Below are 23995 nucleotides of genomic sequence, written 5' to 3' on the forward strand. Positions count from 1 at the left end.
ATTACCATAGCCAGCTGTCGACGTTGTCCGGCGCTCGCCGTTCGCTGAGCGCCTTGAATCCTTTGACGCAGCGCACGATGAGCCATATCGCCTGCAGCGCCATCAGCAGAAAGCCGACCAGCACGAAGGCCAGCACCCAGCTGATGACGGCGTAGAGCAGGCCGATCCAGAAGGTACGGATATGGTAGCGATAGTGCTCGTCCAGCCAGCGCGGGCCGTTACCGCGATAGACGTAGGCGATGACCGCGCCGATCACCGGCGTGACGCCGGTGACGAATACCCCCAGCAGCAGGGCGTAGACGATCAGCGCCAGGGTGGTATCTGGGCGTCGGGCCTGAGTATGGGATTCGGCAACGGTGCGGTCACTGAACGTGGCGTCCTCTCTCGACGACGGCTCGTCGGCGTGTAATGACATCGGTTCCCCTTGTCGGTCTGTCGATCGCTGCCTGCATTCTGCCGTTGCCGGGCGTCGCGTTCCAGTCCGAGCCGGTCACGGGGCGTGGATACGCCGTCGGTGCCGCCGTATACGCAGCGTGCTCGACCCCGGCGCGAGACGTGCGAGACGTACGAGAAAGAGAAGTGACCGACGCAAGAGAAGTGACAGACGCGCCCCGTCGGAAGACGGATATAAAGGTGATTTCGCCGCGGGAAGCTAATCGATGAACCGCGCGTCGCGACGCGGATTCGGCCCGTCGATTCGCGGTTCGCGTCCGCCGCGCAGGATCGAGTTGCCTTCGAAGAGGGTGCGTTGATCGATCGGCGGCGGGTCGAGCCAGTCGTCCTCGTGCATCTGGCCGCTCTTGGCATAGACGGCCAGCGCGTTGGCATAGGTGACCCGGTGCACGATCTCGGGGTCGATCCCGCTGTCGAGCGCGAGCCGGGCGGTCTTCGCCACCCCCAGACAGTCGGAGATGCCCCAGTCGCAAGCGCTGTCGACGATGATCCGCTCACCGCCGTACTGCCTGAGCAGCTCGACCATGCGCGCGTTGCCCATCTTGGTCGAGGGGTAGATCGAAAAGCCGGCGTAGTAGCCGCGATCCAGCGTCTCGCGCACCGTCTCCTCGTTGTTGTGGTCGATCACCACCCAGGACGGGTCGAGCCCCATCTCCTCGCAGACGTCCATCGAGCGCGAGGTGCCGCGCTTTTTGTCCCGATGCGGGGTGTGCACCATCACCGGCAGTTCGAGCTCCACCGCCAGGGCGAGCTGGGCGCGAAAGTACTTGTCCTCCAGCGGGGTCTGCTCGTCGTAGCCGATCTCGCCGATGGCGACGACCCCCTCCTTCATGGCGAAACGCGGCAGCCACTCCATCACGCCGTCGGCCAGCGCTTCATTGTTGGCCTCCTTCGAGTTGAGCCCCACGGTGCAGTAGTGGCGAATGCCGAACTGCCCGGCGCGAAAACGCTCCCAGCCCACCAGCGAAGAGAGATAGTCGACGTAGGTGCCGACGAAGGTGCGCGGCTGGCCGACCCAGAACGCGGGTTCGATGACGGCGACGACGCCGGCAGCGGCCATCGCTTCGTAGTCATCGGTCGTGCGAGAGACCATGTGGGCGTGCGGGTCGATGAACATCTCAGGCGGCCTCCTGGCGGGGCAGATTGTTCCAGTGGAGCGTGCCGGTGGCGGCAAGCGCGGTGAGTTCCGGTACCCCGGACAGCAGTTCGCGGGCGGCAGGCGTATCGGCCTGCAGCAATGCCAGCGTCGCCGCCGCGCGCTCCGGCACTGAACCGGCCAGTGCCTGCGCCAGCGCCGGATAGGCGTCGAGCGAATCGATGAACGGGGCGACACCGCGCCAGAGCTCCGGCGAGACGGGGCGTCCCGCTGCGTGGCGTTCGGCGGCGTAGTCGAGGAGGATGCGCGCAAGCTCGGGGTTGGCCCGCGCGTCGAGACCCACGATCGGCGAGAGCGCGCTACCCACGAACAGCGCCTTGAGCACCATGTGGTTGAAGCGGTGCGTATCGAAGTGCTCGCACGGGTAGGGATTGGCGTGGGCGATCGACTCGAACACCGCGCGCATGTTGGAGCGCAGCCCCTCGCCGACATCGGCATCGAGCGCGCACGCTTCGGCGGGGTAGAGCGCCAGGCCGCGAAAGAGCGCTACCAATTCGCGGGCATCCGCGGTGCGTATCAGGTCGTGAAAACGCGCCGGAAACCTCGCTACGCGTTCGGCGCCGTTCGCGTCGAAGGCGAGCAGCGCGGCGACCCGGGCCGCCCCGTCGACGCTCCACCCTTGCGGGTTCCAGCCGGCGTGGGCGGTGTCGGCGAGTGCAAGCTCCGACGGCGTCAGTGCCAGATCCGCCCGCCCGAGTCGACGCGGGGCGAGGCCGAGGAACCGATGAAGTTCTCGAACGTCGTCGGTATGCGTCAGGGCGTCGATTTTCGCGTCGAACCAGGCCGCGTGCGGGCCGGCCTGACGCGCGACCCAGCGTCGTAATAGCCCCAGAGGTGTAGCCATTTTGTAACGCGACCTTTACGGATTGGCGAAGCGTCACTGTAGCGAGCGGCCATGGCGCACCCAAGATGGATTGTTTACCGAAATCGACGCGTCGCGCCGGTGTCGCCATCTGACGATACGATGAACTTTCTGGCGTGAATCGTCGGCGAAAAGAGGAGCGTTCTCATCGAACCGACTGAAATTCGCTCGCGAGGAGCGATGGTGATTGCTGCTCGCGTATGGCCTTGGTAATCAGCGGTGACACTGCGTTGCGAACCGCCGCCTGCGTTTGCCAGGGTCATCGATTGGCTCGGTGATCATGCGCGCGCTGTCGGTCGCGGCGCGCCGCGTTTCTCTCTTGGACGACGATCGCCATGCACAACACCCTGGTCATTCTCGTGGTCGGACTCACGCCGGCGCTGGTCGGCGAGCACACCCCGAACCTCAAGCGACTGGCCGAGCGCGGTGCGCTGCGCCCCCTCGACACGGTCACCCCGGCGGTCACCTGCAGCGCGCAGATGACGCTGCTGACCGGCCTGCCGCCGGGCGAGCACGGCGCCGTCGCCAACGGCTGGTACTTTCGCGACCTCAGTGAAATCTGGCTCTGGCGACAGTCCAACCGCCTGATCGCCGGCGAAAGGGTCTGGGAGGCCGGCAAGCGCCGCGATCCCGATTTCACCTGCGCCAAGCTCTTCTGGTGGTACAACATGTACGCAAGCGCCGACTGGAGCGCGACGCCGCGCCCGATGTACCCCGCCGACGGCCGCAAGCTGCCCGATCACTACACGTACCCCCCCGAGCTTCATGACGAGCTGGACGCCGAGCTCGGCACCTTTCCGCTCTTCAGCTTCTGGGGGCCGATGGCCAGCATCGACTCCAGCCGCTGGATCAGCGATGCGACGCGGCACGTCGTGACGACCCGTAACCCGACGCTGACGCTCACCTACCTGCCGCATCTGGACTACAACCTGCAGCGGCTCGGCCCGGATCTCGATCATCCCGAGCTGCAGCGCGACCTGCGCGACGTCGACGCGCTCTGCGGCGAGCTGATCGATCAGGCCGAGCGCGACGGGCGCCGCGTCATCGTCGTCTCCGAGTACGGCATCACGCCGGTGAGCGACGCGGTTCACATCAATCGCGCCCTGCGCGACGCGGGCTGGCTGGCGGTGCGCGACGAGCGCGGTCGCGAGCAGCTCGACCCCGGGGCGTCGGCGGCGTTCGCCGTCGCCGATCATCAGATCGCCCACGTCTACGTGCGCGACGCGGCGACGATTCCAGCGGTGCGTGCGCGGCTTCAAGGGCTCGAGGGCGTGGAGGCGGTGTGGGGCGAAGCGGAGAAGCGCGCCAACGGACTGGATCACGCGAACGCCGGGGAGCTGGTGGCGATCAGCCGGGCGGATCGCTGGTTCAGCTACTACTACTGGCTCGACGACGCGAGGGCGCCGGACTATGCCCGCACCGTCGACATTCATCGCAAGCCCGGCTACGACCCGGTGGAGCTCTTCTTCGACCCGGCGCTGAAATCCCCCAAGTTCTCCGCCGGCTGGCGGCTCGCCAAGCGCCGGCTTGGCATGCTCCAGCTGCTCGACGTCATCTCGCTCAAGGACACCCGGCTGGTCAAAGGCGCCCACGGCCGCGTCACCGACGACCCGACGATGGGGCCGCTGGTGATCTCTTCGCAGGCGGATCTCATGCCCGAAGGCGCCGTTGCCGCCACTGATTTCAAGGCGCTGGTGCTCGCCCACGTTTTCCAGCCCGATGACGAGACCGCCGTCGCAGCCGTCGTGAAACCCGCAGCCGAAAACCGCGACGAGAACCCGGGTGAGATGCGACAGGCGCAGACCGTCCGTACGCAGAAGTAAAGACGACGCGGCGCGCACGCCGCCCGTCGAACGGGGCAACGAAACGCCCGGCGGCCTATGGCAGGCCGTCGGGCGTTCGTCGTAGGGCGCTCGTCGCTGGGCTTGTGTAGGGGGCTAGCGCAAGGGGCTAGCGCAAGGGGCTATTGCAAGGGCTACCGAGACGCCACCGGTTCAGGTTCCCGATGCGAGGCGCTGCAAGCCGAGCGTGGCGATGAAGGCGAGCAGTGCCAGCATCGCCAGGATCGGCGCGCCGAGTGCGGCCATGAGGGTCGCATCGAATAGCGAGATCGCGGCGATCAGCCCCACCACCGCGCGGGGCACGTCACCTCGCGCCCGGCGACGCAGCCACAGCAGACAGCGCCCGCCCCAGCCGAGATAGCCGGCCCAGAGCCCCAGCGCCAGCAGCGACACCTCGGGCGCCGAGAACACGAACACGCCCCCGAGCAGCGCCGGCACCGCCAGTACCAGGAGCGGCCAGGCGGCGTCGAGGCGATCGAAAGCCTCCTGGCGGGCGGCGTAGGTCAGCCCCACCACGTGGCAGAAGAGACCCAGTGCGCCCCAGCCCAGCGCCGTCGGCACCGTCTCGCCGTCGAGCGCGCCGCCGGTCAGCGCCAGCGCGGCGACGCCGTAGGTCAGCAGGCGGCAGCCGCCCATCAGCAGCGGGGCCCACCGGATGCGCTTGTGCCACGCATCGTAGGCGACGACGGTGGCGGCGAGCGTTACGCCTGCCGACCCCGCCGCCGGAGACACGGCGAAGAGCAGCGCCACAGCCAGGATCAGCATCAGCGCGCCGAGCCAGGCCACCGTGCGCCGGTCGATGTCGCCCCGTGGAATGGGGCGGTCGGCCCGCTCCCGGGCGTCGATGACTGCATCGAACGCATCGTTGAGATACATCCCGCCCAGATAGCAGAGCGTCAGCGCGACGATGACGACCGCTAACGGGAGCGTCGCCGACGGCTGGGTGACGATCGCGCCACCCGCCAGCACGCCGCCGGCAAGGACGTTGCTCCAGACCGTCGGCAGGTTGGAGACACGGCCGAGCTCTAGCCAGAGGCGAGCGCTTCGCCCGCGTGGACGCCGAGCTGCTTGCGAACCCAGTTCAGCTCCTGCGCCACGGCGCTCTCCACCGAGCGGTCGCGCAGCGTCTCCGGTAGTACCTGCCATGTATAGGTCTCCACTTCCAGGTGTGTCGAGATGGGACGTGCGCGGTGCAGCGCCAGAATCTCTTCGAGAAAGTCTCTCGTGGTGGCGAACGGGGGGATCTCGGCGACGAAGATCGGCACATGAAAGTGCACCCGCCACTCCTCGCCGTCCTGTCGCGCGGCATCGCCGAGGGCCTCCGGCAGGTCGGCGTAGCGCACGAGCCCGTCCGGTGTTTCCGCCACTACCTGGTGCAGGTAGGTGGGTTCGCAGAAATCGGCGAGGCGCGCGCGGGCGCCAGCGTCCAGCGAAGGCACGCGCAGCGCCGCGCTCAGCTGAAGCTTGTGGATGGGAATGCCGGCCTCGCGCAGGGCGACGAGGGATCCGGCGGCATCTTCGAATTCCACGGCGGCGTGGCAGACGTCGTAGCACACGCCCAGATGGCGGGGCAGTGCCGCCCGCGCCTCCTCCGCGCCGAGTCCACCGAGGTCGGCGAGCGTCTCGACGGCGGCATCGCTGTAGAGGTACGCCTTGAAGAAGGCGACGGTGTCGTCGATCGTCTCCAGAAAGCAGTGCGGCTCGGGCTCCAGCGCAATGGCGATCACTACGCCGGTCTCTCGGGCGAGCTTCACGCAGTGTGCCACCGCCTTGAGCAGGTTCTCTGCCATCCGCGTTTCGCTGCCCGCACCGAGCGGCCGGAAGGTGCCGGGCACGGTGCTCAGGCTCAGCGTGTCACCGGGGGCGGCAAGCTCCACCATCAGGTCCGCCAGCCAGCAGGTGTAGTCGAGCCGGGCCCGCTGCTTCCAGTCCGGCTGATACACCGCCTGTTTGACCGGCACGCCGTGGAAGGGACCGAAGGGAAACCCGTTCATGGTGACCAGCCGGTAGTTCTCGCGCGCCATGATCGCCTTGAGTTCGGCGCGTGCCTCGGGCTCGCGCAGCGTCTCCAGGGCCTGGGCGGAGAGGCGCAGACCCACGCCGAAGGGCGCTTCCGGGGCGACGGCCTGGCGAATCCGCTTGAGCGGGCCGGTCAGGGCCTCGCGCACCGCCTCCCAGGTCTGGGTGGGGTGGATGTTGAGGCAGTAGGTCAGATGACCCAGGTCGTTATCGAGTTGCATGAACGCGCGCCTCCTGTTGCAGCCATTCGATGGCGTCGATCATCAGCGCCTCGTCGATGTGATGGATCTCCACGCCGTGGCCGACGCCGGTCAGCATCGTCACGCTCAGCTCGCCGCCGAGATGCTCGCGGAATTCGCGCAGTCCGTTGAGCAGGGCGGGGCGGCCCTCGTCGTCGAGCTCGAGCAGCTGCGGATGGAACAGCGGCAGGCCGAGACGCTTGAGCAGCCAGACGATGCGGCACTCGATGCCGGCGGGCAGCAGCCCGGCAAGCACCGCGTAGCGCGCATCCAGTGCCATGCCGATCGCGACGGCGTCACCGTGGACGACGCCGTTGTGGGTCAGCGATTCCAGCTTGTGGGCGGACCAGTGGCCGTAGTCCAGCGGCCGGGCGGAGCCGAGTTCGAAGGGATCGCCACCGCGGCCGATCTGGTGCATGTGCAGTGCGGCGCCGCGGCGGATCATCGTCTCTTCCGCCTCGGCATCGAAGATCGCCAGCCGGTCGGCGTGGGTTTCCAGCCACTCGAAGAACGCCGCGTCGCGGATCAGTGCGACCTTGATCGCCTCCGAGATGCCCGCCAGCCGGTCGCGCCGTGACAGCGTGCCGAGAAAATCGAAGTCGTTGAGCACGGCCCAGGGCGGGGCGAAGGTGCCGATGAAGTTCTTGCTGCCGCGAAAGTTGACCGCGTTCTTCACGCCGACGCCGCTGTCGTTCTGCGACAGCACCGTGGTCGGTAGTCGGACCAGGCGCACGCCGCGATGGGCGATGCCGGCGGCGAGCCCCACCGCGTCGAGCACGGCGCCCCCGCCGATCACGATAACGTAGGCGTGGCGGTCGACACCGTGGCGCTGAACGTCGTCGAGCACGCGCTGGACGACGTTGAGGTCGCGCTTGATCACCTCGCCGCCGGGGAGCACCACCGGCGAGCCGAGCAGCTGCAGACGCTCGGCGTGGGCGGCGAAATAGGCGACGAGGCGCGCGTTGAGATCCGGCCAGGTCAGCGCGACGCCGGCATCGACGTAGACCAGGCAGCGATGGCGCTTGTGGGGTTCGCGGCGGGCGATCACGTCGACGAGCAGCGGATTGTCCGTCGCCAGCAGCTCGCGGGTAAAGGCCACCGGATAGTCGAAAGCGACGTCGAAGCGCTGCCACTGCAGCGCCTCGAGCGACGCTGGGCGTTCGCCATCGTTGGCGGAGTGTTCGACGACGCGCGAGGCGTCCCGGTGGAGAGCGTCGGGACGCGCCGCGTCGTCGCCGTTCGAAAACGAGACTACGGGTCGGTTCATGGGACTTGTCTGCGTAGAGGGTCGGATAGCCAGAGCGCCGATCGTCAGAGCGCGCCGATAGCGAGGGCGCCGAGTACGACAGCGCCGACGTCGAAAGCGGGCCGTCTTCTCGGAGCGGCGGCCTCGCCGTTACCGGGCTAGCTTCGGTGCTTGGCAGCGCAGGCGACAAGAATGGTTCTTTTACTACGCAGAATGAGGTCGGCCTGGTTCGCGAGCATGAATCGTGAGTCAGGGGTGGCGCTGCAGGCGCTCAGCGCACGGCCTGCTCCTCGATGTCGTCGAGCCGGTCGGCGCGACGCAGCACCGGGAAGGCCCACATCCAGAGCCCGACCACGCCGAGGGTGCCGACCGCACCGATCACCGCCGCCGGCACGGTGCCGAACCAGGCGGCGGTGACACCGGATTCGAACTCCCCGAGCTCGTTGGAGGCCCCGATGAACAGCATGTTGACCGCGTTGACCCGCCCGCGCATCTCGTCGGGCGTGGCGAGCTGCAGAAGCGTCAAGCGCACGTAGACGCTGATCATGTCCGCGGCGCCGGCGACCAGCAGTGCGCCGAACGACAGCCAGAACACGTGGGACAGCGCAAAGACCAGGTTGGCGAGACCGAACACCGCGACCGCGGCGAACATCACAATACCGGCGTGGCGCTTGATCGCGCGAACGCCGAGATAGAGCCCCATCAGCAGCGCGCCGATGGCCACGGCGCTTCTCAGCGCGCCGAGGCCTTCCGGGCCGACGTGAAGGATCTCGTGGGCGTAGACCGGTAGCAGCGCGACGATGCCGCCGAAAAGCACGGCGAAGAGATCCAGCGAGATCACGCCGAGGATCACCGGGCGCGTGCGGATGTAATGGATGCCGGCAGTGAAGCGCTGCCAGGCGGTGTCGTCAGTCTGGCGGCGCTCGAAGGCGTAGCGCACGGGCACCCCGAAGAGGGTGAGCTGGGCGAGCAGGAAACAGGCGAGCACCACGCCGTAGGTGGTCGCCGGACCCAGCGCGTAGAGCACACCGCCGAGTAGCGGGCCGCCGATCACGCCGATCTTCATGATCGAGGAGTTGAGGGCGATCGCCTCCCCCAGACGGGCCCGCGGGACGATCTGCGGCAGCAGACTCTGCAGGGTGGGGCCGGTGAAGGCGCGGGCGGCGCCGAAGAGCACCAGCACGGCGTAGAAGGGCAGGGCGCTCTGCGGCGAGGCGAGCGACAGCGCGATCAGTGCCGCGCTGCAGAGCCCCTGGGCGAACCAGCTCAGCTGCAGAATGCGCTTGCGATTGAAGCGGTCGACCACGTCGCCGGCGGGCAGTAACAGCACCACCATGGGCAGGAACTGGGCGAGCCCGACGTAGCCGAGCGTGAGCGGGTCGCGGGTGAGATCGTAGACCTGCCAGGCGACCACGATCGCCTGGATCTGCATGGCGAAGACGGCGGCCAGCCGCGCGACCAGAAACGGGACGAAGCCGGGCTGGCGGTAGACCGGCACGCGCTCGTCTACGCTCGCGTCGATATTGCCGCGGCCGCTGTCGAAAGATCCCGCCGCGACGGTCTCGGCCGCCGGCTCGGCGGCAGAAGACGACGCGGAAGCATCGGATGAGGTATGGGGCGGGGGATCGACGGGCTGACGCATGCGCTCCTGCTTGTGACCGAGAGGGGATCGTTACCGACAGCGAGCCGATAGCGGGAGCGGGTCGTTGTCATCGGCGAAGGGCAGTCGAAAGCAACCCCGTAGCCTGCTAATCGCTCAAGCATACTCGCTCGCGCCAGGAAAAGCCGCTTCCCGCACGCCCGCCGGGGGCGTGGAAGGGGGCCGGAGCCACAACGCAAGAGGTCGCGGATCGTGCGCGACCCACCCCGAGGAATGGCCGGGTTTTGCACCGTTATTCCACTTCTTATCCCTCGGGCGCGGGCGTATAGTGCGCTCGCTTTCCCCCGCGGTCGGGGGAAGCTTCCCTCCTTTTTCTTCCCGTCTCGTCGCGGCGCTTCGCGCGCGGCGGCTCCGTTCGAGGTTCGTCGGCACTATGTCTCGGCAGCTGCTCTCTCTGGCGCTGGCACCGCTTCTGGGTCTGTTCATTCTGGGGATCGGCAACGGTTTCCTCGCCTCGCTGATCACGCTGCGGCTCGATGCCGCCGGCGAGTCGGCGACCACCATCGGTTGGGTATCGGCGGCGTACTACATCGGACTGGCGGTGGGGGCACTGGTCAACGACCGGCTGCTGCTGCGCATCGGGCACATCCGCGCCTACGCCTGCTTCGCCTCGCTGGTGGCGGTCACGGTGCTGCTCCAGGGGCTGTGGCTCAATGCCGGGCTCTGGTTCACGCTGCGGCTGGTCGGCGGCTGGGCGACGCTGGGCGTCTATCTGGTCATCGAGAGCTGGCTGCTCACCTCCGCCGACGCGCGCGTTCGCGGGCGTCTGCTCGCGCTCTACATGATCTCGCTCTACGGCGCCGGCGTGATCGGCCAACTGCTGCTCGGCGTCGCCGATGGCGCGGGGGCGAGCGAGCCGTTCATGATCGTGGCGATTCTGGCGTCGCTATCGGTGCTGCCGCTGGGGATGATCCCGCGGGTGTCGCCGCTGATGGAGCAGGCCGAGCCGCTCTCGCCGTGGCGGCTGATCACCCTGACGCCGACCGGCGTGATGGGCTGTTTCGGCTCCGGGCTGGTGCTCTCGGCGGTCTACAGCCTGCTGCCGCTCTATCTGCAGCGAAGCGGGCTCGACGTGCAGAAGATCGGCGAAATGATGGCGGTGCTGATTCTCGGCGGGATGCTGCTGCAGTATCCCATCGGCCGCTGGTCGGATCGCCACGACCGCCAGATCGTGCTGATACTGATCGCCGCGGCGATGACCGCGATCTGCGCGGCCATCGCGCTGCTGCCCACGCTCGCCGGACTGCTGCCGGTCATGCTCTTTCTGCTGGGTGGTGGCATCTTCGCGCTCTACCCGGTGGCGGTAAGCCACGCCGCCGACCGGGCGCCGGCGGGGGCGCTGGTGCGCATGAGTCAGGGCCTGCTGCTGATCAACGCCCTCGGCGCGACCTTGAGTCCGCCGCTGATCACGCCGCTGATGGCCCGCGTGGGGGATGCCGGCTTCTTTCTCGGCCTGGCGACACTCGGCCTGGCGCTGGGAAGCTTTTTCGTCTGGCGGCGCAGTCAGCGTCCGGCGCCGATGCCGGTGGCGCCGTTCAACCCCAATCCGCCGCAGTCGGTCATGGGCGCGGAGCTGGTGGTGACCGAGGCGCTCGTCCAGGGGGCGATCGAGCACGAGCATCAGGAGGATCTGTCGCAGGCGGTACCGGACGTCGAGACGGCGATGCCGGAGACGGCGAACGCGTTCGAACCCCGCTGAGCCGCGCTTCGCTGAATCGATCTTCTCGGTTTCGGCGTCAGCGCTCGGGGTCGAGGGTGTTGTTGAGCGAGGCGTTGCGCCGGAACCAGCCGGCGATGCTGGTGCGGGCGCGGTGGGTCGGCAGCACCTCGTGGGGGATGCGGTCGGAGAGAAAGCAGGTGAAAGTGCCGGCCTCCGGTACCACGCGGCCCACCTCGCGCTCGGTGTCGTGCTCGTCGAACAGCGCCATTTCGCCGCCGGCATCCGCGGGCCAATCCGCATTCAGATAGAGCACCGTCGAGATCACCCGGTTGGCGCGTCCGCGAAAGCTATCGAAATGCTTGCGGTAGAACGCCCCGGGCGGGTAGTGCGCGAAGTGCGCCTCGAACTCGAAAAGCCCCAGATAGAGCGCGGCGTTGATCTCGTGCTGCAGCGTACCCATCAGTTCCAGATAGCGCCGCTGGGCGAGGCTCTCCCGATCCAGCCAGCGAATGGCGTCTCCGCGGATGTCGCGACGCAGCGTATGCGTCTCGCCGCGGCCGATACCCGCGGCCTGCAGGGCGTCTTTCGCCTCGAGCGCCTCGATCTCCGCGAAGAGCGACTGGCACAGGCCGGCGTCGACGAAGCGCTCGCCGACGTAGTAGCCGCGCTCGACCAGGCCGTCGATCAGCGCGGGAAGCTGGCGTGCGTCCCAGGCGTGGGGTCCGGGGGACGTGCGTGCATCGGCGATAGGGCGGGCATCGAACTCCGGCATGACAGCGGCTCCTGGCGGGTGTGGCGCTGGCGTCAGCTCAGCGCGAGGACGTTGACGCCGCGCGGACGGTGGCGCGCCGGCGGCCGGGATGGCGGCGCAGCTCGCCGCGCTCGGGGGGACGGGTCAGCGAGATCGGCTGGCCGAAGCCGATCGCCAGCAGCTCCACCAGCATCATCGCCGAGAGTCCCCAGATGACGTGGTCGTCGACACGGTAGCTGGGCACGTAGAGTTCGGCGTCGTCGACCGGAATCACGTCGGTGTGGGTGCGGCGATCCTCGAAGAAGTGCGTCAGCGGCACCTCGAAGATGGCGGCGATCTCGCCGGGCTCCGCCACCAGCGTCAGATCCGGCGGCACGATGCCGACGAACGGGGTCACCCGCAGGCCGTGGAGCGACATGACGTCGCTCAGGCGACCCACGATCTGCACGTCCTCGGCGCGAAGGGCGATCTCTTCGTCGGATTCGCGCAGCGCCGTGGCGAGCAGGTCCGCGTCCTGCGCTTCGCGTTTACCACCGGGGAAAGCGACCTGTCCGGCATGCTGCTTGAGGTGCGCGGTGCGGCGGGTGAACAGCAGTGTCGGCGCGTCGCGGGCAACGATGGGCAGCAGCACCGCCGCCTGGGCAAAGGCGTCGTCGAGCCTTGCGGGCCGATGCGCTTGCAGACGTTCGCGAAGTGTCTCTAACATGCGTTGCTGCCCCTGTTTGGCTGGCGCCGTCGACGGCTGCCTGGCAGGCTTTGCAAGGCATCACCGAACTCGAGAGGCGCCGATGAATTACTGTAGCCACTGCGGCAGTGCCGTGCGTTTTGCCGTTCCCGACGGCGATGACCGTCCGCGCTTTCTGTGCGACGCCTGCGGCACCATCCACTATCAGAACCCGCGGATCGTCGCCGGGACCCTGCCGGTCTGCGGCGAGCGGGTTCTTCTCTGCCGCCGGGCCATCTCGCCGCGCAAGGGGTTCTGGACGCTGCCGGCGGGCTACATGGAGAACGGCGAGACCGTGGAGGAAGCGGCGCTTCGCGAGACCCGCGAAGAGGCCCGCGCCGCGGTGATCGAGCCGTCACTCTACACGCTGATCAGTTTGCCGCACATCAACCAGGTCTACATGATCTTTCGTGGCGAACTCGAGGGCAACTATGCCGCTGGCCCGGAGAGCCTCGAGGTCGAACTCTTCGCCGAAAGCGAGATTCCCTGGGACGAGCTCGCTTTCCCCACCATCGAACGCACGCTCAGGCACTTCTTCGACGATCGTCGCCAGGAGACCTTCGAACTGCATCTCAGCCGCATCGGCGCCGAAGAGCGAGAGCGCTATTTCGGCTCCGCCTGAGCCCGGGCCTGACACCCGACCGACACCCGGCGCCGCCAATCGGCAGCGGTGGGCCGCCTGACGCGATGATGGCATAATGGCGGGCCCCGCTGAGCGTGACATTCGACGTCCTGGCGGGGCAGTTCACGAATTGTCGTCGATCGGGATGGGGTGCAATGGGGAAATGGGTCATTCTGGTTCTGGCCGTCATGCTGGGATTGATGCAGTACCGACTCTGGGTCGGTGAAGGCGGCGTTCGCGAATACAACGACATTCAAGCGCGGGCCGACACGCTGGAGGGCGCCACCGACACGCTCAAGGCGCGTAACGATCGCCTCGCCGCGGAGGTCGTGGACCTCAAGACGGGACTCGACGCGATCGAGGAGCGCGCCCGCAGCGATCTCGGCATGGTGCGTCAGGACGAGCAGTTCTACTGGGTGCCGGGTGTCGACACCGGCGCCGGCCCCGCAGCGCAGACGGGGGTGATCCAGCCATGACGCTCTGGTTGATCGTACCCGCCGCCGGTCGCGGCACGCGCATGCAGGCCGACCGCCCCAAGCAGTATCTCTCCCTCGAGGGGCGCAGCGTGCTCGCTCGCACCCTCGAGCGCCTGCATCTGGCCTTCCCCGAGGCGGTGCTGCGACTCTGTCTCGACCCCGAAGACGTCCATTTCGACCCCGACGAGGTGCCGTTCGCGCGCTGGCAGCGCGTGGACGGCGGCGGCGAGCGGGCCGATAGCGTCCGCCGCGGCCTCACCTCGCTGGCCGAAGAGGCCGCCGACGATGACTGGGTGCTGGTGCACGACGCCGCCCGTCCCTGCGTACCGCTGGCCGATCTGACGGCGCTGCGCGAGGCGCTGGAGGACGAGGCGATCGGTGCGCTGCTCGCCGCCCCTGCCGCCGATACCATGAAGCGCGCCGATGCCCGGGGCCGCGTCAGCCATACCGAACCCCGCGACGGACTCTGGCACGCTTTGACGCCGCAGGCGTTTCGCTTCGACCTGCTGCGTCAGGCGCTGGATGCCGCCCTCGCCACCGGGGCGAGCATCACCGACGAGGCGTCGGCGATCGAGGCGATGGGGCTGGCGCCCCGGCTGATTCACGGCAGTCGCGACAATCTCAAGATCACCCGCCCGGAAGATCTCGCCATGGCGTCGCGCATTCTCACGCTGCAGCGCGCCGGTATCGACATCGCCAACGACACCCCCAGCGATCAGGAGATCGAAGCATGACACTGCGCATCGGCCACGGATTCGACGTCCACCGCTTCGGCGAGGGCGACCATCTGATGATCGGCGGCGTGCGGCTGCCGTTCGAGCGCGGCTTCGTCGCCCACTCGGATGGCGATGTCCTGCTCCACGCGGTGAGCGATGCGCTGCTCGGCGCCTGCGCACTGGGCGACATCGGTCGTCACTTCCCGGATACCGATCCCGCCTGGAAGGGCGCCGACAGTCGGGCACTGCTGCGCCATGTCGTCTCGCTGATCCAGGCCGAGGGCTTTCGCGTCGGCAATCTCGACGCGACGATCCTCGCTCAGGCCCCGCACATGGCGGAGTGGATCGCGCCGATGCGCGAGACGCTCGCCGCCGATCTCGCGGTCGGTCCCGGCGCTGTCAACGTCAAGGCGACGACCACCGAGCGCCTCGGTTTTACCGGCCGCGGCGAGGGCATCGCCGCCGAAGCGGTCGTGCTGCTGACCGCGGCGGACGCGTGAGTCCGTCTGAGCGAGCGTGGCCGCCGCAGTGGGCCCACGTCGAAGGCGAGCCCACGCTTGCCGGCCACTATCGTCAGCGCCCCGAGGAGTTCGTGGTCGACGAGGAGCTGGGATTTGCACCGGAAGGCGAGGGCGAGCATCTCTGGGTATGGGTCGAGAAGCGCGGCGTGACGACGCCGGATCTGGCGCGACTGCTCGCCAAGCGCGCCGAGATCGCGGTACGTGACGTGGGTTTCAGCGGGCTCAAGGATCGCGACGGCGTCACTCGTCAGTGGCTGTCGCTGGCGCTGCCCGGTCGCGAGCTGGCTGCCGGCTGGGACGCCGGGCTTGCCGAACGCGGCGTTCGCGTGCTCGAGGCGTGTCGCCATCCGCGCAAGTTGAAGCGGGGCGTCCATCGCGCCAATCGATTCCGCCTGCGGCTGCGGGGCGAGGCGGTCGCCGAGCCGGCGACATTCGAGCGCTGGCAGCGTCGAGTCCATGAGGGCCTGCCCAACTACTTCGGGCCGCAGCGATTCGGCCCGGACGGACGCAACCTGCAGCGCGCCGAGGCGCTGTTCGCCCGCGGCTGGCGCAAGCGCGACGATCCCCAGGGGCTGTTGCTGTCGACCGCACGAAGCTATCTGTTCAACCAGATGCTGTCGGCGCGGGTCGCTGACGGCAGCTGGTGCCGTGGCCTGGCCGGCGATGTCTTCAATCTCGACGGCACCCAGAGCCGCTTCGCCGGCGAGACGCTGGATGCCGAACTCGAGGCGCGGCTCGCAAGCGGGGACATTCATCCCACCGGGGCGCTCTGGGGCAAGGGCGAGCTCGAGAGTGCGGCAGCGGTCGCCGAGCGCGAGACGCGCATCGTCGACGCGCATCCCGTGCTTCGCGACGGGCTGGAGGCCGCTGGAGCGCGTCAGGCGAGGCGACCGCTGCGCGTTCGGATCGCCAAGCCCCACTGGGAGACGATGGACGAGGGGGTCGAGGTGACGTTTGCGCTGCCGCGAGGTGCCTTCGCGACGGCACTGCTGCGCGAGCTGTTCACCCACGCCAGTCTGACCTAGGGCCCGGTACCCGAGACACGGCGTCGCGCCCGGGCCAGACCGACAAGCCAAGATCGATCAGGAGCGAGATGATGCGAAGAGTGCTGCTATCCAACGACGACGGTGTTCATGCACCGGGACTCAAGGCCCTCTCGGAGGCGCTCGAACCCCACGCGCGACTTCGTGTCGTCGCCCCCGACCGCGATATGAGCGGGGCGAGCAACTCGCTGACGTTGACCCGTCCGCTGGCGCTGACGCCGGTGGACGGGGGGTTCTACAGCGTCGACGGCACGCCGGCCGACTGCGTCTATCTCGGCGTCAACGGGGTGTGGGAGGAGAAGCCCGATCTGGTCATCTCCGGGATCAACCATGGCGGCAACCTGGGTGACGACGTGCTCTATTCCGGGACGGTCGCCGCGGCGATGGAGGGGCGCAACCTGGGCATGGCGGCAATCGCCATGTCGCTCTGCGGCCAGCGCCACTTCGAGACTGCCGGGAAGGTGGCGGCAAGCCTGGTGGGGGCGGCGGCCAACCTCTCGCTGCCACCGCGCAGCCTGCTCAACGTCAATGTGCCCGACCTGCCGTGGAGCGAGATTCGCGGCTTTCGGGTCACGCGGCTCGGCTATCGCGGTCCGGCCAGTCAGCCGATCCACATGCGCGATCCACGCGGGCGTGACCGCTACTGGATCGCCGCGGTCTCGGAAAACGCCGACGATGGTCCCGACACCGACTTCGCCGCCATCGAGGGTGGGTTCGTGTCGATCACGCCGCTGCAGACGGACCTGACGCGTCATCAGGCGCTCGACGCCGTACAGGGTTGGCTGGATGGATTGTCACACGCCTGAAGAGCTCAGCGGCGTCGGCATGACGTCGCAACGAACCCGTAATCGCATGGTCGAACGCCTGGCAGCGGCCGGGGTTCGGCATCCGGGCGTGCTCGAGACGATGGCGACCACGCCGCGACATCTGTTCCTCGACGAGGCGTTGGCGCACCGGGCCTACGAGGATACGTCGCTGCCGCTGGGGCTCGGGCAGACGCTCTCGCAGCCGTGGATCGTGGCGCGCATGAGCGAGCTGGTGGCGCTGGCCGAGCCCCAGCGGGTGCTGGAGATCGGCACCGGGTCGGGGTATCAGACACTGATTCTCTCGCGCCTGGTGGCACGAGTCTGGAGCGTCGAACGCATCGCGGCACTCAAGGATCGCGCCGAGCAGCGCTTGACGCGCCTCGGTGCCGACAACGTCTGCCTTCGGCATGCCGACGGCGGGCTCGGCTGGCCGCAGGCGGCGCCGTTCGATCTCATTTTACTCACAGCGTGCGCCGGTCAACTGCCGGCGGCGCTCTTGTCACAGCTGCGCGACAACGGCGTACTGATCGCGCCGCTCGAAGACGAGCGGGGGCGACAGTGGCTCACACGAGTGCGTCGGCGTGGCCAGGTGTACGATCATCAGCGGCTCGAAGAGGTCAGATTCGTGCCGCTCCTGGAAGGAGTGATTCGTTGAAGCGTGTCTTGACGACGGTTTTCAAAGGCATGGGAATGGGCGCGGCGGATGCCGTACCGGGGGTCTCCGGCGGCACCATTGCCCTGATCGTGGGTATCTATCAGGAGTTGATCGAGACGATCAAACGCTTTGGCCCCCACGCTGTCACGGTGTGGCGTCGAGAGGGTGTCGGGGCGGCGATCGCCTACCTCAACCTCGGGTTCCTGGCTCCGCTGGTGCTGGGCATCCTGATCAGTCTGGTCACCGTGGCGCACTTGGTCACCTGGCTGATGCAGCGCCACGAGCTGCTGCTCAACGCTTTCTTCTTCGGTCTCGTGCTCGCCTCCGTCTGGGCGGTCTGGCGCCAAGTCGGACACTGGCGTTGGCGCTATCTGTCGCCGGTGCTGCTGGGAGCTATGGTGGCGATCTACCTGCCGACGCTACTGCCCGACATGAGCCAGGCCGGCAACGGGGTGCTCTTCCTCGCCGGTGCCATCGCCATCAGCGCCATGCTGATTCCGGGTGTCTCTGGGAGCTTCCTGCTACTGGTGATGGGGCTCTACGCCACGGTGATGAACGGTATCAAAAGTGCCGATGTCACTCTGATTGCCGTGTTCGGCGCCGGCTGCGCGGTCGGGCTCTTCACCTTCTCGCGGCTGCTTTCGTGGCTGCTGCGTCATCATCACGGCGTTACCCTGATGTCCATCGCCGGGTTTATTCTCGGCTCGCTGCCGCAGCTCTGGCCCTGGCGGCAACTCGCCAGTTACCGTATGGATGCGGATGGCGCGGCGGTGCCGCTGGCGTATCAGTATCATTCGCCGTGGGACTACACGGCGTATACCGGCGAGGCCTCGCACTGGCTGCTGGCGACCTGTCTGATCGGGCTCGGGATCGCCCTCGTGGCATGGCTCGGCGAACGCAAGCCTGGGTGAAAGCGAATCGGTGAAAGGAAATCGAAGCGGCGTGGGACGGCGCTTCTTCATCACGAAAAGGAAACTTCTCATGAACAAGCGTCGTACCGCGCTGCTGCTCTCGCTGCTACCCGTGGCGGCCATGGGGCTGAACGCCTGCACCACGTCGAGCGGCCGCCCGCAGGTGCAGGATCTCTCGGTGAGTCGCAGCAGTCAGGCGAGTCAGACCTATACCGTCAAGAGCGGCGATACCATTTACGGCATCGCTTGGCAGAATCGGGTCGACTTTCGCGATCTGGCGCAGATGAATGCCATTTCACCCCCCTACCGTCTGGAGCCGGGCCAGCAGCTCCGGCTGCGCTCGGGCGCAGAGCTCACAAGTCAGCCCCAGGTCGCCAGCAACACGAATGCCGCGGCGACGGCGACGCCCCTTGGGGGCGGCGGCGGTAGTAATAGCAGCGGTAGCGCCGGCAGCGACAATCCCTCCTGGCTACTGCCCTCCGCCGGTGGTTCGGCAGCGGCCGGTGCTTCAGCGGCGGGCGCCTCGGCAAGTGCGGGTCAGAGCGGTGGCGGTTCGCAACCCGCCGCGGGGGGGGCGACTTTGCCGGGTTCCAGCACAACTGCCGGCTCGGCGCCAGCGGGCGGCGCAGGCTCGAGCGACGTGGCCTCGCGTGACGAGCGCGCGCCGTCTTCGCCGTCCGCGTCCGAGCCGGCCCCCGCCGCGGCGCAGGCCGAAACACCCAGTACACCGGCCGCCGGCGCTGACACGGGATCGTCATCGTCGTCTGCTTCCATGGCCAATACCGATACCCGCACTGCCGCCGGCAACGATGCGGGGACGGAGGTGGCGGGCGAGCCCAGCGGTGCGCCGGATCGATCCGATCGAACCTACAAACCGGTGGACAACGTGCCCTGGCAGTGGCCGGTCGCGGGGCGTGTCGTCAGCAACTTCGACGACCAGACCAGCATCACGCCCGGCATTGATATTGCCGGTCAAAAGGGGCAACCTGTGAAAGCGGCAGGGCCAGGGATTGTGGTATATGCCGGCGACGGTGTGAGGGGGTATGGGAATCTCATCATCCTCAAGCACAATGACCGTTTCTTGAGTGCCTACGCACATAACGACACGTTGAGAGTCCAGGAAAACGATGTCGTCGAGGCCGGAGAAACGATAGCTACCATGGGGCAGACGGATGCTGACCAGGTACAGCTACATTTCGAGGTGCGCGTCAACGGCCAGCCTCAAGATCCGCTGCAATATCTTCCCAAACGCTGAATCGCGAACCGCTGTGCGGTATCGACGATATCGCGAGTGTTCTTCGAACCACCGAATCTTCCAACGTCGAGATCGATGCATTGTTGGCATCCATTCGATCTCGACGGGCGTATCGTCTTCGAGTCAGACGCTGCGCTCGTCGAGCGATGGAAGTCGACGACGCCGTTCGGTGGCTCGGGCGCCCGCGAGTGACAGGGAAAGACTCAGAATAGGCAAGGAACGCACGGTCGTCGTGAGTCGCAGGTCGTCTCTCGACGCGGTACTCAGGAAGCCCAGTTAGGGGTAGTGGAGATGAGCATGCTTGAACGGGATATTCAGGATGTTGAGCTCGAAGGTGAAGGTCGAACGCAGGCCGAAGCCGAAGACACGGATGGCAAGGATGGAGAGAGCGCCTTCGAAAAAGCGCTGAGCCGTGAGGAAAACAACTATCACCACAGCCTCGATGCGACGCAGATCTATCTCAACGAGATCGGGTTTTCCCCGCTGCTGACACCGCAGGAAGAAGTCCACTTCGGACGTCTGGCGCAGGCCGGTGACCCGGCAGGTCGTCAGCGCATGATCGAGTCCAACCTGCGCCTGGTGGTCAAGATCTCCCGACGCTATCTCAATCGCGGTCTGTCGCTGCTCGATCTCATCGAAGAGGGCAACCTGGGTCTGATCCGCGCCGTCGAGAAATTCGATCCGGAGCGTGGCTTTCGTTTCTCCACTTACGCGACCTGGTGGATTCGTCAGACCATCGAACGGGCGCTGATGAATCAGACGCGCACGATTCGCCTGCCGATTCACGTCGTCAAAGAGCTCAACATCTATCTGCGTGCCGCACGCGAGCTGACGCAGAAGCTCGACCACGAGGCAACGGCGGAAGAGATCGCAGAGCATCTCGACAAGCCGGTGGCCACGGTCAAGAAGATGCTCGGCTTGAATGAGCGTGTCTCCTCGGTGGACTACCCCATGGGCACCGAAAGCGACAAACCGCTGATCGATACGCTCGCCGACGAGAACGAGGACGGTCCGGAGTCCAATCTGGTCGATGACGATGTCAAGACGCATGTCGACGAGTGGCTGGCCGAGCTCAGCGAAAAGCAGCGCGAAGTCGTCGTGCGCCGTTTCGGCCTGCGCGGACATGAAGCCGCGACGCTCGAGGAGGTCGGTGAAGAGATCGGCCTGACGCGCGAACGGGTGCGTCAGATCCAGGTCGAGGCGCTGAAGAAGCTGCGGCGGATGCTCGAAAAGCAGGGGCTTTCGATGGATTCGATCTTCGAGTGAACTGCTGAAAAGAGACGCGATGCCGCCGCTGGGCCAATGCGCAAAAGCGCGGCATCACGGTGTTCGGCTATTGATCGAACCGCTTACATGCGGCATTGTATGTAAACTCCAGGCCGAGGTGCTGACCCAAGCGTCAGCGCCTCGGCCGCTTGTCGAGCGGCCAACGTCGGCGCCCCTGTCGGCAATGCCAGCCGCCCTGAATCAGTCATTATCGGGTGTCTAGGTCACATCAGAAACGCGGCGATGGTCAGGTCAACCAGTCGATCGGTCTCTGTCACCTGACGCTCTACGATAGGAATCGTCCCGATGTCGCCTCATGTTCCGTCGCGCTTGCCTTTGCGATACGCCATCTCGCTGCTCGTCGCGGCGTCGTTCGTCCCTACCGTGCAGGCGGCGGACCTGCTCGCCATCTCTCAGGATGCGCTCAATCACTCGGCGAGTCTGAACTCGTCACGCTCCACGTTTCGCAGCACCGAGGCGGCGCAAGGCGTCGCGCGCGGTGCACTGCTGCCGCAGATCAGCGCTACCGGAAGCGTCTATCACACGCGCACGATAGAGAGCCAGGAGTACGATACCGGCGACGCCGATTTCGGTTCCGACACCGATACCGAGACGGAAGCCGGTGCCGGCAACGGGACCCAGGTCGGCGGCGGCGCTGCGGTTGGCGCGGGCGGAGCGGGCGGTCTTGGCGGCGGCTCGGACGACAACTACAACGGCGGCAGTCTCGGCGTGAGCGTAAGCCAGGCGCTGTTCGACGCCACCAACTGGTATCAGTACGAGCAGAGCAAGCAGCAGGTCGGCCAGCAGGCACTGCAGTTGGAAATCGATCAGCAGCAGCTTCTCTACGATGTCTCCTCGGCATACTTCGAGATTCTGCGGGCGAGCGAAGTACTCGAGGCGCGCCAGGCACAGGAGAAGGCGATCGCACGTCAGCAGGAGCAGGCCCAGGAGCAGTTCAACGTGGGCATCGTGGCGATTACCGACGTCAACGAAGCCCAGGCGGCCTTCGACTCCGCCCGTGCCCAGCGCATCGCTGCCAAGAACGAACTGCAGGTGAGCTTCGAAGCGTTGGAGCGTTTGACCGGCCAGCAGTACGACAGTATCGAGGGTCTCGCCGACGATCTGCCGATCGAGCCGCCGATGCCCGCCAGCCGGACCGAATGGGTCGATCTCGCCATGGAGAGCAGCCCGTCGATTCAGTTTGCGCAGCAGGCGGTCGAGCTTTCGCGAACCGACGTCGATATCGCCCGGGCCGGGTATCTGCCGACGCTCAGCGCCTACGGCGACTACACCTATTCGAACAACGACCAGGAACAGCTGCGCGGTCACAATGAAGGCGTCGAGTTCGGCGTGCAGGCCAACCTGCCGATCTATACGGGGGGCTCGACCAGCGCCTCGGTCAGGCAGAACACCTACGCGCTGGAAGCGACGCAGTACGACTTCGAGGATCAGCGTCGTTTCACCACGCAGCAGGTTCGCTCGCTCTACACCCAGGTCGCCAACGATGTCGAGACCGTGCAGGCGCAGCGCGAGGCGATCGTGTCCAACCGTAGCGCTCTGGAAGCGACACGCGCCGGTTACGAAGTGGGGACGCGTAACATCGTCGACGTACTCGATGCCGAGCAATCCCTCTATGAGGCGATTTCCGACTATGCCGACGCCCGCTACACCTATGTGACCGACCTTCTCGAGCTTCGTCAGCAGGCCGGTACGCTCAACCTCGACGTGCTGCGTTCGGTCAACGAGTGGCTGCGCGACGAGGAAAGCGTCGAACTCGACATGCCCGACGAAGGCATGTCGGCCATCGACGATATTGGCGAGCGTCCGACCCCGCCGACGCTCTGAGCCTCGATCCCGCATTCGGCTGACGCCGCTGCTTCGACAGCGGCGTTTTCGTGAGAGAGCGTCCCGCGTTTCCTGCGGCTGCTCGCCGTCGAAACGCGTTACCCTGTCGGCGTTCGCGTATTCAGGAGTTGTCATGGGCCGGCCCATTAGAGCCGAGATCGATCTCGACGCACTGCGTCATAATTTTGGGGTTGCGGCAGGACTCGCTCCCCACAGTCAATCGATGGCCGTGATCAAGGCCAACGCCTACGGGCATGGCGCGGTGGCCTGCGCCTCGGCCCTGGCGCCGTTGGCGCCAGCGTTCGGTATCGCCTCGATCGAAGAGGCGGTGACACTGCGCGAGGCAGGCATCGAAACGCCGCTGCTACTGCTGGAGGGTATTTTCGAACCCAGCGAACTCGAGTGGGTCGATTCGCTCGATCTCTGGCAGGTCGTTCACAGTGACTGGCAGATCGAGGCGCTGCTCGCTTTCACCCCGCGCCGCGCGCTCACGGTCTGGCTCAAACTCGACTCCGGCATGCATCGTCTCGGGTTTTCGCCGCAGGCGTTCCCCGAGCGCTGGCAGAAGCTCAGTCGTGCGACCGATCGGGTGGCGAATCTGCATCTCATCAGCCATTTCGCCAGCGCCGATCAGCGCGATAGTGCGCTGTTCGATACCCAGAGGGCCGTGATCGATACGCTCAGCCGCGCACTGAGTGCCCCGATATGCGCTGCCAACTCGCCCGCCACGCTGGTCAAACCCGCAAGCCACGGTGCCTGGAATCGCCCCGGCGTCATGCTCTACGGCGTCGATCCGCTGCAGTCGCCCGTCACCGCCGTCTCCCTTGACGCACTGAAACCCGTCATGACACTGCGTTCGAAACTGATCGCGATCCAGTCGGTGAACGGCGGAGAGACGATCGGTTACGGTGGCCGTTTTCGCACCCCGCACGCGACCCGTATCGGCGTGGTCGCGGCGGGCTACGGAGACGGTTACGATCGTCACGCCCGCGACGGAACGCCGGTACTGGTCGACGGCAAGCGCTGTCGTCTCGCCGGGCGCGTGTCGATGGACATGCTGACCGTGGATCTCAGTGAGCATCCCGCCGCCCGGGTCGGCAGCGACGTCACGCTCTGGGGGCACGGCCTGCCGGTCGAAGAGGTGGCCGGACACTGCGACACCATCGCCTATACGCTGCTGACCGGGGTCCTGCCGCGGGTCTCGCGACACTATTTGCAAGGCTCGCCCGGTGACACTGTCGCCGAACGCGAGCACTGACCAGGAACCG

The 23995-nt window shown here is 66.9% G+C and carries 23 protein-coding genes; 14 read left to right on the plus strand and 9 right to left on the minus strand.

Annotated features, from left to right (window positions below):
- Position 1: 1 nt before the first annotated feature.
- The 3 genes from DOM33_RS07860 to DOM33_RS07870 all read right to left on the minus strand — a co-directional run bounded on the left by DOM33_RS07860 (position 2) and on the right by DOM33_RS07870 (position 2453).
- On the minus strand, positions 2–415 hold the full coding sequence (locus DOM33_RS07860; protein ID WP_162617935.1) for a DUF4870 family protein: 414 nt from the start codon (positions 413–415) through the stop codon (positions 2–4).
- Between the two features lie 237 nt (positions 416–652).
- Positions 653–1570: a TatD family hydrolase gene (locus tag DOM33_RS07865; protein ID WP_110667670.1), complete on the minus strand. Its 918-nt coding sequence runs from the start codon at positions 1568–1570 to the stop codon at positions 653–655.
- 1 nt (position 1571) lies between these two features.
- A complete protein-coding gene (locus DOM33_RS07870) occupies positions 1572–2453 on the minus strand; it encodes an EboA domain-containing protein (protein WP_110667672.1) in 882 nt (293 codons plus the stop codon).
- A gap of 353 nt (positions 2454–2806) precedes the next feature.
- Here DOM33_RS07870 and DOM33_RS07875 point away from each other — a divergent pair, with 353 nt between their 5' ends.
- A complete protein-coding gene (locus tag DOM33_RS07875; protein WP_110667674.1) occupies positions 2807–4294 on the plus strand; it encodes an alkaline phosphatase family protein in 1488 nt (495 codons plus the stop codon).
- 171 nt (positions 4295–4465) lie between these two features.
- Here the strand turns inward: DOM33_RS07875 and DOM33_RS16360 are convergent, their stop codons facing one another.
- The 4 genes from DOM33_RS16360 to DOM33_RS07895 form a co-directional block, all read right to left on the minus strand.
- Entirely contained in the window at positions 4466–5281 is an 816-nt protein-coding gene (locus tag DOM33_RS16360) for a UbiA family prenyltransferase (RefSeq protein WP_239495320.1), read from the minus strand.
- 56 nt (positions 5282–5337) lie between these two features.
- On the minus strand, positions 5338–6552 hold the full coding sequence (gene eboE / locus DOM33_RS07885; protein ID WP_110667678.1) for a metabolite traffic protein EboE: 1215 nt from the start codon (positions 6550–6552) through the stop codon (positions 5338–5340).
- Positions 6539–7837, minus strand: a complete 1299-nt coding sequence (locus DOM33_RS07890) for a 3-dehydroquinate synthase (RefSeq protein WP_110667680.1) — start codon at positions 7835–7837, stop codon at positions 6539–6541. Before DOM33_RS07890 ends, eboE begins: the two co-directional genes overlap by 14 nt.
- 250 nt (positions 7838–8087) lie before the next feature.
- Positions 8088–9458 (minus strand): MFS transporter, encoded by a 1371-nt coding sequence (locus tag DOM33_RS07895; protein WP_110667682.1) that lies wholly within the window; start codon positions 9456–9458, stop codon positions 8088–8090.
- A 391-nt stretch (positions 9459–9849) separates the two neighbouring features.
- Here DOM33_RS07895 and DOM33_RS07900 point away from each other — a divergent pair, with 391 nt between their 5' ends.
- Positions 9850–11175 carry an MFS transporter gene (locus DOM33_RS07900; RefSeq protein WP_110667683.1) on the plus strand — a complete coding sequence of 442 codons (1326 nt, stop codon included), beginning with the start codon at positions 9850–9852 and terminating at the stop codon, positions 11173–11175.
- Positions 11176–11212: 37 nt separating this feature from the next.
- On the opposite strand, the gene DOM33_RS07905 is transcribed toward DOM33_RS07900, so the two are convergent.
- Positions 11213–11908, minus strand: a complete 696-nt coding sequence (locus DOM33_RS07905) for a 2OG-Fe(II) oxygenase (RefSeq protein ID WP_110667685.1) — start codon at positions 11906–11908, stop codon at positions 11213–11215.
- Between the two features lie 37 nt (positions 11909–11945).
- Complete coding sequence (locus tag DOM33_RS07910) at positions 11946–12593, minus strand: CoA pyrophosphatase (protein WP_110667687.1); 648 nt, start codon at positions 12591–12593, stop codon at positions 11946–11948.
- 82 nt (positions 12594–12675) lie between these two features.
- Here DOM33_RS07910 and DOM33_RS07915 point away from each other — a divergent pair, with 82 nt between their 5' ends.
- The 12 genes from DOM33_RS07915 (at position 12676) to alr (ending at position 23985) form a co-directional block, all read left to right on the plus strand.
- On the plus strand, positions 12676–13233 hold the full coding sequence (locus DOM33_RS07915; RefSeq protein ID WP_110667689.1) for an NUDIX hydrolase: 558 nt from the start codon (positions 12676–12678) through the stop codon (positions 13231–13233).
- A gap of 155 nt (positions 13234–13388) precedes the next feature.
- The gene (gene ftsB / locus DOM33_RS07920; protein ID WP_110667691.1) at positions 13389–13709 is read left to right on the plus strand and encodes a cell division protein FtsB; all 321 of its coding nucleotides are present in this window, start codon (positions 13389–13391) and stop codon (positions 13707–13709) included.
- Positions 13706–14443, plus strand: a complete 738-nt coding sequence (gene ispD, locus DOM33_RS07925) for a 2-C-methyl-D-erythritol 4-phosphate cytidylyltransferase (protein WP_110667692.1) — start codon at positions 13706–13708, stop codon at positions 14441–14443. The genes ftsB and ispD overlap by 4 nt, the downstream gene beginning before the upstream one ends.
- Before the next feature lie 2 nt (positions 14444–14445).
- Positions 14446–14925, plus strand: coding sequence for a 2-C-methyl-D-erythritol 2,4-cyclodiphosphate synthase (ispF, locus tag DOM33_RS07930; RefSeq protein WP_110668598.1), 480 nt, complete (start codon positions 14446–14448; stop codon positions 14923–14925).
- Complete coding sequence (truD, locus tag DOM33_RS07935) at positions 14922–15971, plus strand: tRNA pseudouridine(13) synthase TruD (RefSeq protein ID WP_110667694.1); 1050 nt, start codon at positions 14922–14924, stop codon at positions 15969–15971. Before ispF ends, truD begins: the two co-directional genes overlap by 4 nt.
- A gap of 71 nt (positions 15972–16042) precedes the next feature.
- Positions 16043–16795 (plus strand): 5'/3'-nucleotidase SurE, encoded by a 753-nt coding sequence (gene surE / locus DOM33_RS07940; RefSeq protein ID WP_110668600.1) that lies wholly within the window; start codon positions 16043–16045, stop codon positions 16793–16795.
- Between the two features lie 19 nt (positions 16796–16814).
- Positions 16815–17450 (plus strand): protein-L-isoaspartate(D-aspartate) O-methyltransferase, encoded by a 636-nt coding sequence (locus DOM33_RS07945; protein ID WP_239495302.1) that lies wholly within the window; start codon positions 16815–16817, stop codon positions 17448–17450.
- On the plus strand, positions 17447–18361 hold the full coding sequence (locus DOM33_RS07950; RefSeq protein WP_239495303.1) for a DUF368 domain-containing protein: 915 nt from the start codon (positions 17447–17449) through the stop codon (positions 18359–18361). Before DOM33_RS07945 ends, DOM33_RS07950 begins: the two co-directional genes overlap by 4 nt.
- Positions 18362–18431: 70 nt before the next feature.
- Positions 18432–19616: a peptidoglycan DD-metalloendopeptidase family protein gene (locus DOM33_RS07955; RefSeq protein WP_110667697.1), complete on the plus strand. Its 1185-nt coding sequence runs from the start codon at positions 18432–18434 to the stop codon at positions 19614–19616.
- A gap of 291 nt (positions 19617–19907) precedes the next feature.
- A complete protein-coding gene (gene rpoS, locus DOM33_RS07960; RefSeq protein ID WP_110667698.1) occupies positions 19908–20882 on the plus strand; it encodes an RNA polymerase sigma factor RpoS in 975 nt (324 codons plus the stop codon).
- 306 nt (positions 20883–21188) lie between these two features.
- The gene (locus tag DOM33_RS07965) at positions 21189–22727 is read left to right on the plus strand and encodes a TolC family outer membrane protein (RefSeq protein WP_110667700.1); all 1539 of its coding nucleotides are present in this window, start codon (positions 21189–21191) and stop codon (positions 22725–22727) included.
- Positions 22728–22860: 133 nt separating this feature from the next.
- Positions 22861–23985: an alanine racemase gene (alr, locus tag DOM33_RS07970; RefSeq protein ID WP_110667702.1), complete on the plus strand. Its 1125-nt coding sequence runs from the start codon at positions 22861–22863 to the stop codon at positions 23983–23985.
- Positions 23986–23995: the final 10 nt, after the last annotated feature.

Source organism: Salinicola halophilus (assembly GCF_003206155.1).
Classification (GTDB): Bacteria; Pseudomonadota; Gammaproteobacteria; order Pseudomonadales; family Halomonadaceae; genus Salinicola; species Salinicola halophilus.

What these genes read in the sequence shown, in the direction of transcription:
- DOM33_RS07865 (WP_110667670.1), bottom strand. Translation starts at nt 1,570, where the DNA reads ATGTTCATCGACCCGCACGCCCACATGGTCTCTCGCACGACCGATGAC.
- alr (WP_110667702.1), top strand. Translation starts at nt 22,861, where the DNA reads ATGGGCCGGCCCATTAGAGCCGAGATCGATCTCGACGCACTGCGTCAT.
- DOM33_RS07905 (WP_110667685.1), bottom strand. Translation starts at nt 11,908, where the DNA reads ATGCCGGAGTTCGATGCCCGCCCTATCGCCGATGCACGCACGTCCCCC.
- surE (WP_110668600.1), top strand. Translation starts at nt 16,043, where the DNA reads ATGCGAAGAGTGCTGCTATCCAACGACGACGGTGTTCATGCACCGGGA.
- DOM33_RS07915 (WP_110667689.1), top strand. Translation starts at nt 12,676, where the DNA reads ATGAATTACTGTAGCCACTGCGGCAGTGCCGTGCGTTTTGCCGTTCCC.
- DOM33_RS07895 (WP_110667682.1), bottom strand. Translation starts at nt 9,458, where the DNA reads ATGCGTCAGCCCGTCGATCCCCCGCCCCATACCTCATCCGATGCTTCC.
- DOM33_RS07900 (WP_110667683.1), top strand. Translation starts at nt 9,850, where the DNA reads ATGTCTCGGCAGCTGCTCTCTCTGGCGCTGGCACCGCTTCTGGGTCTG.
- DOM33_RS07965 (WP_110667700.1), top strand. Translation starts at nt 21,189, where the DNA reads ATGTCGCCTCATGTTCCGTCGCGCTTGCCTTTGCGATACGCCATCTCG.
- ftsB (WP_110667691.1), top strand. Translation starts at nt 13,389, where the DNA reads ATGGGGAAATGGGTCATTCTGGTTCTGGCCGTCATGCTGGGATTGATG.
- DOM33_RS07945 (WP_239495302.1), top strand. Translation starts at nt 16,815, where the DNA reads ATGACGTCGCAACGAACCCGTAATCGCATGGTCGAACGCCTGGCAGCG.
- DOM33_RS07875 (WP_110667674.1), top strand. Translation starts at nt 2,807, where the DNA reads ATGCACAACACCCTGGTCATTCTCGTGGTCGGACTCACGCCGGCGCTG.
- DOM33_RS07890 (WP_110667680.1), bottom strand. Translation starts at nt 7,837, where the DNA reads ATGAACCGACCCGTAGTCTCGTTTTCGAACGGCGACGACGCGGCGCGT.
- rpoS (WP_110667698.1), top strand. Translation starts at nt 19,908, where the DNA reads ATGAGCATGCTTGAACGGGATATTCAGGATGTTGAGCTCGAAGGTGAA.
- ispD (WP_110667692.1), top strand. Translation starts at nt 13,706, where the DNA reads ATGACGCTCTGGTTGATCGTACCCGCCGCCGGTCGCGGCACGCGCATG.
- DOM33_RS07870 (WP_110667672.1), bottom strand. Translation starts at nt 2,453, where the DNA reads ATGGCTACACCTCTGGGGCTATTACGACGCTGGGTCGCGCGTCAGGCC.
- eboE (WP_110667678.1), bottom strand. Translation starts at nt 6,552, where the DNA reads ATGCAACTCGATAACGACCTGGGTCATCTGACCTACTGCCTCAACATC.
- DOM33_RS07910 (WP_110667687.1), bottom strand. Translation starts at nt 12,593, where the DNA reads ATGTTAGAGACACTTCGCGAACGTCTGCAAGCGCATCGGCCCGCAAGG.
- DOM33_RS07860 (WP_162617935.1), bottom strand. Translation starts at nt 415, where the DNA reads ATGTCATTACACGCCGACGAGCCGTCGTCGAGAGAGGACGCCACGTTC.
- DOM33_RS07955 (WP_110667697.1), top strand. Translation starts at nt 18,432, where the DNA reads ATGAACAAGCGTCGTACCGCGCTGCTGCTCTCGCTGCTACCCGTGGCG.